Here is an 8328-nt window from a genome sequence, read left to right as displayed (position 1 = left end):
CGCCGAATGGCGACTGGTGATGCAACATGAACATTTTTTAAGTTCGGTGTTTCAGCAAAATAAATTTACATAAATTAGATATTCAACACGCGTGGTTTTGCATAATATTGTAAAAAGAATTCTTTAGAAAAGGCATTGCGCTCTGCCTAATCCTTTCTCAAAACACAAAACAGCCTACCTCAGAAGCAGATAGGCTGTTTATTTTATTTAATATTTATCGTTTTAAATAATTGTAAATACGTCTCTTGCTGAGACAAACTAGTTTGCTGTCTGTAAGTTCCGTATAAATCAATGCATTTTACTTTCATGTGATCATCTTGGTTCAATGTTGAAAGAGATAAGTTATAAAGTATTATATCTATACCGTTTTGGTAATCTTGTCGATTGCATTTATACTTTGCAAGTTCATAATTAAACAACATATATCTATGCGTTATAACCCGTGAATTGCACCCTTCATCTAAATAAAATCGTTTGATTTTGTTTTCATATTTTTCTAAATCAAACTCAATTTTTAGGGATTGTTCATTAGCAACCTCAAGAATATTAATAAAAGCAGTTAACGTTTCCTCAGAGTAGGCTTTCAGGTAATTAAGATACTCATGAATGAATTCTTGGTTTCCAGACATCAAATTAATTGTTATGCGATTTCCTTGAGCCCATCTCTTAAATTTGGCGATCATAATTCTTTCTTCTTCTGATGGATCAGGAATATCAACTATTCTCTCATAGATATCTGTATATTTTAGAGCCATTGCATATTCTTTACGTTCTTTAAAGACACCTGCCTTTAGCAGAATCGCATAAGCTTTGTAAGTAATTAAAGGATAAACCGTAATACGCTTAGCCTTTCCTCGCGACTTAAAACTTAATAGAGCATCAGATTTTCTTTCTAATTCTTCTGCCAATGAATAAACTTTTTCCCATAAGTGCATTGTACTATATACATTAGCCAATTCCTTGATCGCATCCAACTGTACTTCTTCATTGAGTTTCTCTACATAAATCTCTAAACGAATGGCTGCATTTAGATTATCAAATTTCTTTAAGTTTATACTTATCAGAAATATACGATACTGACACATAGCCAATCGTTCAGAGTGCTGATATTTTTCGCATTCAGACACACATTCATACAGAATAAGTGCTGCTTGCTTCATTCCTTTGTTATACAAATCTTCAGCTACTTCAAACAACTCATCTATATATGAATGATCATCTGTCACATGAGTAATGACTTGTTGAATAATATCCAGCTTATCAAGCTCAGCGCAACGATATATAAACGGTTCTAAACGTCTCCAATGAGGTGCAGACTCAATAAAACATTCCACACCATACATATCGTAAAAGTACCCCTGTTCCAAACCCATTGCAGAGGCAATCTGGTCTAGTTGGTTCATTGAAATAAGCCTTGTTCCTTTGATGATCGCACTTAATGTACCCACATTAATGTCAACAATTTCTGAAAATTGCTGTAGTTTATACCCATTGTCTTTCAAGTGATTTTCAATATAGGAACGTATATTGGACATTTCCTTCACCGCCCCTCCCAAGATATTTCATTATCAAAAAGTTGGTGTGCTTAACTTTTCTATTACATTTTTATACTTTTTCATTTGTGTTTCATCGGCTTCGCTCCGATACTCCCCGTACAGATCCAAACATTTAATGCACATCAGATCATCTTTACTTGAAGAAGAGAGATCTAAACACATAAGTAAGGTATCAATTCCAATTGAATAGTTACATTGATTTATTTGATACCTTGCCAATTCATAATATAATTCTTGATGCAGGCGGTTAAACATTTGATCGTTATATCCACTTTTATTTTGCATATCCGTATTAATTAATTTGATCTGATTCTCGAATCGAATCAAAGCATAGTCAATGTTAAAGGAATACTGATTAGCTGATTGCAATATATTAACCAATCCAGCTAATATTTCTGGCGGGTTGTTTTCGATATAATCCAAATAAGAATCGATTACATTTTCTTGACCAAGCATTAATTGGTACAACAGTCGATTACCCTCCCCCCATTTTTTGAATAAATCTATTATTTCTTGATCCTCTTGTGTAGGATTCTCAATTTCAATTATCCTCATGTATTTCTGCATATACTTTATGGCCTTATCATATTCCCCGCCGGTCTCATATACAGTCGATATCATTAAGTTTGCATAGGCTGTATATGTAAAAAGAGGATAGGCTGTTAGCCTTCTTTTATTTTTTCGCCTACGAGATTGCATTTTTAATTGAAATTCGGCTTTCCGTTCCAGTTCCCGTGCCCATGCATCAACCTTGTCCCACAATTGTATCGCAATATACACATTGCCCAAGTCTTTAATTGCATCCAGTTGCACTTCCTCATTCAATTTATCAATATATGGTTCAAACTTTACTGCTGCATTGAGATTATCAAATTTACTCAATGTTTTATGAAGCAAGAAAATGCGGTATTGGCAAAGCGCCAACCGCTCCGAGTGCTGGTACTTCTCACTGTCGGCCACACATTCATATAAAATGAGTGCCGTTTCATTCATGCTTTTATTATAGAGACTCTCTGCCACATGAAATAACTCATCAATATAGGATTGATTATCTGTCACATGAGTAATGACTTGTTGTATAATATCTATCTTACCAAGCTCAGCGCAACGATATAAGAACGGTTCTAATCGCCTCCAATGGGGCGCAGATTCAATAAAACATTCAACTCCATATATTTCATAAAAGTACCCCTGTTCCAATCCCATTGCTGATGTGATTTGGTCTAGTTGATTCATTGACATAAGTCTGGTTCCTTTGATGATCGCACTTAATGTACCCACATTAATGTCAGCAATTTCTGAAAATTTCTGTAGCTTATATCCCTCATTCTTCAAGTAATCTTCAATGTAGGAACGTATATTGGACATTGTCTTCATCGTCCTCCCCAGATGTTTTACTATTGAAAAGTTGGTACACTTAACTTATCTATTAGTTTTGTATACTGCTCTTCCTGGGTTTTACTAGCGAAATGTCTGTATCTTCCGTACAAATCAATGCATTTGATACACAACATGTCATCATTGCTTGAGACAGATCGTTCGAAACTAGTAATTAAATGTTCGATCCCCTGCTGAATTTGGTTTTGACTTAATCTGTATTTTGCTAGTTCGTAAAATAAGCGTATATATCTAAAATTTGATGCCTGTTCGTTATATGCTCTTTTTACTTTTACATATTTCTTTGTTCTAATCTCGTTTATCTGATTTTTGAATCTATTCAGTGTATAGTCAATATTGTAAGAGTACTGATTGGCAGCTTGTATAATATATACGAATGCTGTTGAAATTTCCTCATGATTAACATCTAGGTAATCCAGATAATCATTCAAGACCTCAAAATCACCTGATAGTACCTTGTATAAATATCGATTCCCCTCCGCCCAACCCTTGAACAGTTCTATTAGTTCTTGTTCTTCTCCAGTTGGATCGTTAACTTTGTTCACTATATCCTCATAAATACCTGTATACTCTAAAGCTTTTATATATTGCCTACGTTCTCCAGATACATGCGCCTTGTGTAGAATGGCATAGGCTTTATAAGTGAAAAGAGGATAACAGGCAACTCTAGTTTTCCTTTTCCGTCTCAAGGATTGAAGATGAATTTGTAAGTCAGTTCTTCGAATCAACTCCTCAGCCAACTCAAAAACCTTATCCCATAGATTCATTGTGCTATATAAATTAGCTAAATCTTTAAAAGCATCTAACTGCATTTCTTCATTCAATTTATCGATATAGGGTTCAAACCTTACTGCGGCATTCAGGTTATTCAATTTATTCAGTGTTTTCTGAAGCAAGAAAATGCGGTAATGGCATAAGGCCAACCGCTCCGAGTGTTGATATTTCTCACTGTCTGCAATACATTCATATAAAATAAGAGCTGCTTCTTTAAGTCCTCTAGCAAAAAAGCTTTCAGCTACTTCAAATAACTGTTCAATATATGATCGATCATCCGTCACATGAGTGATAACTTGTTGTATACAATCCAGCTTACCAAGTTCTGCACACTCGTAGAGGTATGGTTCCAAACGTCTCCAGTGGGGCGCAGATTCAATGAAGGATTCTAGCCCATAACTCTCATAAAAGTAACCTTTCTCTAATCCCATTTATAGAAGTAATTTGATTTAATTGGTTCATAGACATAAGTCTGCTACCTTTAAGAATGGCGCTTAATGTTCCAACATTAATTCCTGTAATATCGGAAAAATGCCGCAACTTGAGATTTTGTTCTCTCATATACTTCTCAATATATGCTCTTATTGTAGGAGCTAAATTCACTATTCCACCTCCTAAATAAAAAACCACTTATAATTCAATTTGATATAATAAATGTTATTTTAATCCTGTATTTTACATAGGTCAATCTATTATAAAATAAAAAAACGTCCCATTTCCAAATTGGAAATAGCACGCTTACTATTAATAAACGTAGAATTTTTTAGTATCCCCCAAAACCATGACTAGAAAGTAAAGTTATAATTGTCTCTACACCTTCTGTAGAGCACTGAAACATCAAAAAGGAACTAAACAGCATTAGTGCCAACACTGCTTTTTTTATCATATCGATCATAAACCTCCTTAATGATACTTTTATACTGCGATTCTGTTGATTCAGAAGCCTGATTTCTATATTCTTCAAATAAACTGACACAATAAATTAAAGTAGAGTCATCGTTAACCTTCTTAGCAACCACTAAACAATTAAGAAGATGCCTAAATCCTTCTTGATACCTCTCTCTAGACAACTCGTATAAGGCTAATTCCCCCAAAAATTTGATATAATGGTCGTTTTTTATCATTATACTATAACTATTTTGATAGCTAAGTTTATTAAGTACCTTGTAAATAAAAAGATCGAATCTTCTAAGAACTTGATCAATATTGAAGTTATTCTGATTAGCTGCTTCTATAACTTTAACAAGTCCGAGAAGGGTTTCGTTTTCATTAATTTCTATAAAATCGAGATAAGAATTCAACGCATTTTTATCACCTATCATTAGTTTGTACAAATAAGTGTTTACCTCAGCCCAATCTTTGAATCGTTTTATAAAATTTTGATCCTCTGGAGTAGGGTCTTCAATAACTATATCGGAATACAAAGCGGTATACTCCAATGCCTTTTCATATTCTTTACGTTCTCCGCATACTGTTGCCATCATTAAATAAGCGTAGTATTTATAACTAAACATTGGGTGTTTAGAAAGTCGATTATAGTACATTCCTTTTTTTTTATTTTTATATTGTTCCAAACATTTGACTCGTTGTAATAGTTCGCCAGCTAAATGGAGTACTTTATCCCAGTAACATAAGCTACCATACATATTAGCCAACTCCCTAATCGCATCCAGCTGCCTCTCCTCATCCAAACGATTAATATAAGGCTCGAAGTGCACGGCGGCACGGAGATTATCATGCTGATTCTGACCGAGCGAGAGGGTGAAGATGCGATACTGGCAGAGGGCCAGGCGCTCGGAATGCTGGTATTTCTCACACTCGGCTACGCATTCATATAACATGCGGGCTGCTTTTTGCTGACCACGCTCCAGCATGCCTTCGGCCATTTCGAACAGTTCTGAAATATAGGAGCGATCGTCCGTTACCTGCTGAATGACCCGCTGGATGCAGTCCAGCTTGTCCAATTCTGCACAGCGCTGCAGGAAAGGCTCAAGCCTTCGCCAGTGGGGAGCCGATTCCACGAAGCACTCCGCACCGTATGTCTCATAGAAATAGCCTTCCTCCAGATTCATGCCCTGGGTAATCAGATCAAGCTGCGCCATGGCGATGGGACGAGTTCCCTTAATGATTGCACTTAGCGTCCCGGCGTTCACTCCTGATATATCTGCAAAATATTGAAGGGTATATCCCTGTTTCCTGATGTAATCCTCAATCGTTGAGCGTATCGTAGTTGCAGGTTCCATGTATCCCACCTCCACAATTAAAATCCAGAAATTTGAATTTATATGATTACACCAATTTTAATCCTAAATTTTACAGTGGTCAATAAAAATCGTGGCAATTATTTTACAATTTTCTCCCAGAAAAAGATCCTTCTCCATTTCCAGTTTGGCTTAGTCCCCAATTGCTTATAGAAAAAATCCATTAGAAGAATGCGCAGGAACATGATACAGTTATTCCAACTTCAATATCCTACTATTTCCATAGGATTATACAACACGGACAGACACTTTTATACAAGCAAGGGAGTACATTCAATGAAATTTGCCTTGTTTAGCCTCATGATGAATCTGCCTAACGCCGTCACAGGGGAAGTGCTGACAACTCAGCAGAAGTTCCATAACATCCTGCAGCAAGCTCAGCTCGCTGAGCGACTGGGATTCGACGCCTACGGAATTGGTGAGCGACACGGCGCACCTTTTCTGTCTTCATCGCCGCCCGTTGTGTTAACAGCGATTGCTGCGGCCACCTCACGGATTCGTCTGCTGACCACGGTTACGGTTCTCAGCATCCTTGATCCGGTTCGGGTTGCCGAGGATTACGCTACGCTGGATCAGTTATCGGGTGGACGGCTGGAGCTGATTATCGGCAAAGGCAATGACCCGCGTCATTATCCGCTGTTTGGCATCCGTGAAGAGCAGCAGTGGGACTCTCTGGATGAACGCTATCATCTGCTGAAGCGGCTGTGGTCGGAAGAAAATGTCACCTGGGAAGGCACATATCGTCCTGCACTTGATGGAGTGACCACGTGGCCGAGACCCCTTCAGAAGATCATTCCGATCTGGCATGGCAGTGCGTCGAGCACACTATCTACAGAACTGGCTGCCAAATATGGTGAGCCGCTCTTTACCTCGAATTCCTTCCACCCTCAGGCCAAATACAAAGCTTTGATCGACCACTACCGCGAGCGCCTCACTTATTATGGTCATGATGCACAACAAGCTGTGATTGGTTCTGGTGCTGGCAGCCTCTATCTTGCGAGCACGGGCGAAGAAGCTATTCGCCGCTACAAGCCGTATTATGAAGCATTTCATGCCACCGCGGCGGCACAGCATAACCAGTCTCCTTTTACGGATCTGGAGGACAACATCGCCCGCGGCCCGGTTTTGATCGGCAGCCCGGAGCAGGTGATCTCGAAGATTCTGGATTATCATGCCGCTTACGGGCACCAGGTGCTAAGTATAAGCGTTGACGGACTCACGCATAGCGAGCAGCTGGAGCAAGTAGAACGTTTTGCCACAGAAGTGGCCCCTGTATTACGACGCGAACTGCCAAGTTCAGTGTGGAATGATCCTCCCCAGTTGACCGAGCACGAAGGTTCCTTCGTCCCCAAACCAACTGACACATGGCCCTCTGCCATCTCCCCGATCTTTCAGGTATAATACCTTCGCCCTGCCACACATACCGCTTCCCGGGTAATTCGGAATCCCTCCGTATTGCCCTCTTCCTTTTCCTTTTCCTCTTCTTTTCTTCCTTTACTTATTACATGCTGCTGCAATTTTTGCTATACCTCAGACCCAATGCCTTTGAATACCGCGCCTAGCAGCAGCTCCACAAACGTATCATCCATCGGCTCACCCGTGACCAGCATCCGGTAGAACACTGGCCCATAGATCATGTCGATATACAGTCCAATATCCAGTCCCTGCTTCAACTCGCCACGTGCCACACCTTTCTCCAGAATGCCCCATGCTTCACGGCGGCGCGGCTGAATATATCTGCTTCGGTATTCTTCCGCAAGGGTGGGATCAGACTGCCCCTCTCCGATAATCTGTGTAATGACTTTCCCTTCGGCACTTGTCAAAAATTGAACCAGGTTCCCTGCATGAGCACGCACATCCTCATATACTGCACCCGTATCCGGCACAGGCAACCTGGCCGTTAACGCCGACATATACCCGTCCAGCATAACAGCGCCTTTGCTTGGCCACCATTTGTAGATCGTTGCTTTGCTTACCTGTGCACGTTCGGCAATCTTCTCGATTGTCACCGCAGCGAACCCATCCTCAAGCAGCAGTTCATAGGCCGCCGCAAGAATAGCATTCTGGGTTTCCATGTTGCGGGGACGTCCTCTTTTTGCAGTCATTGCAGACCCCTCCATTGTCATCATCTATGTAAGCTCAACTAAAGTATTTACACAACCACTTCAATGACAGAATAACTTCAGAATTAAATTAACAAAACGATACGTTCATTATACTAAAATGCAGCGCTAATATACATTTCCAGGCTACCAGTAATGTCATTATATTTTGTGAATTCAACTTGTTTTGTAACTGCCTATTTACAATACTAAACGTATCGTATATTATTTAGGTGT

General features: G+C 39.3%; 7 protein-coding genes. 1 reads left to right on the top strand and 6 read right to left on the bottom strand.

All coding sequences use genetic code 11. From position 1 onward, the window contains the following. Nucleotides 1-203 precede the first annotated feature (203 nt). From HNR77_RS29185 to HNR77_RS29165, 5 genes are all read right to left on the bottom strand, one after another. Nucleotides 204-1535, bottom strand: coding sequence for a helix-turn-helix domain-containing protein (locus HNR77_RS29185; protein WP_184191466.1), 1332 nt, complete (start codon nucleotides 1533-1535; stop codon nucleotides 204-206). A gap of 33 nt (nucleotides 1536-1568) precedes the next feature. Beyond that, nucleotides 1569-2924 carry a transcriptional regulator gene (locus HNR77_RS29180; RefSeq protein ID WP_184191464.1) on the bottom strand — a complete coding sequence of 452 codons (1356 nt, stop codon included), beginning with the start codon at nucleotides 2922-2924 and terminating at the stop codon, nucleotides 1569-1571. A gap of 29 nt (nucleotides 2925-2953) precedes the next feature. Further along, entirely contained in the window at nucleotides 2954-4159 is a 1206-nt protein-coding gene (locus HNR77_RS29175; protein ID WP_184191462.1) for a transcriptional regulator, read from the bottom strand. Then, nucleotides 4131-4331: a helix-turn-helix domain-containing protein gene (locus HNR77_RS29170; RefSeq protein ID WP_184191460.1), complete on the bottom strand. Its 201-nt coding sequence runs from the start codon at nucleotides 4329-4331 to the stop codon at nucleotides 4131-4133. The genes HNR77_RS29175 and HNR77_RS29170 overlap by 29 nt, the downstream gene beginning before the upstream one ends. Before the next feature lie 245 nt (nucleotides 4332-4576). Further along, on the bottom strand, nucleotides 4577-5971 hold the full coding sequence (locus tag HNR77_RS29165) for a helix-turn-helix domain-containing protein (protein ID WP_184191458.1): 1395 nt from the start codon (nucleotides 5969-5971) through the stop codon (nucleotides 4577-4579). Between the two features lie 294 nt (nucleotides 5972-6265). Here HNR77_RS29165 and HNR77_RS29160 point away from each other — a divergent pair, with 294 nt between their 5' ends. Further along, nucleotides 6266-7390, top strand: coding sequence for an LLM class flavin-dependent oxidoreductase (locus HNR77_RS29160; protein WP_184191456.1), 1125 nt, complete (start codon nucleotides 6266-6268; stop codon nucleotides 7388-7390). A 122-nt stretch (nucleotides 7391-7512) separates the two neighbouring features. On the opposite strand, the gene HNR77_RS29155 is transcribed toward HNR77_RS29160, so the two are convergent. Continuing rightward, a complete protein-coding gene (locus HNR77_RS29155; RefSeq protein ID WP_184191455.1) occupies nucleotides 7513-8094 on the bottom strand; it encodes a TetR/AcrR family transcriptional regulator in 582 nt (193 codons plus the stop codon). Nucleotides 8095-8328: the final 234 nt, after the last annotated feature.

Source organism: Paenibacillus sp. JGP012, from assembly GCF_014203995.1.
Lineage (GTDB): Bacteria > Bacillota > Bacilli > Paenibacillales > Paenibacillaceae > Paenibacillus > Paenibacillus silvae.
The sequence above is the reverse complement of the archived record's forward strand: the minus strand, read 5'-3'. Positions and strand labels throughout refer to the sequence as shown.

Excerpts from the sequence above, each read along its gene's own strand:
- HNR77_RS29175 (WP_184191462.1), bottom strand. The coding sequence starts at position 4,159 with ATGGGATTAGAGAAAGGTTACTTTTATGAGAGTTATGGGCTAGAATCC.
- HNR77_RS29160 (WP_184191456.1), top strand. The coding sequence starts at position 6,266 with ATGAAATTTGCCTTGTTTAGCCTCATGATGAATCTGCCTAACGCCGTC.
- HNR77_RS29180 (WP_184191464.1), bottom strand. The coding sequence starts at position 2,924 with ATGTCCAATATACGTTCCTACATTGAAGATTACTTGAAGAATGAGGGA.
- HNR77_RS29185 (WP_184191466.1), bottom strand. The coding sequence starts at position 1,535 with ATGTCCAATATACGTTCCTATATTGAAAATCACTTGAAAGACAATGGG.
- HNR77_RS29155 (WP_184191455.1), bottom strand. The coding sequence starts at position 8,094 with ATGACTGCAAAAAGAGGACGTCCCCGCAACATGGAAACCCAGAATGCT.
- HNR77_RS29165 (WP_184191458.1), bottom strand. The coding sequence starts at position 5,971 with ATGGAACCTGCAACTACGATACGCTCAACGATTGAGGATTACATCAGG.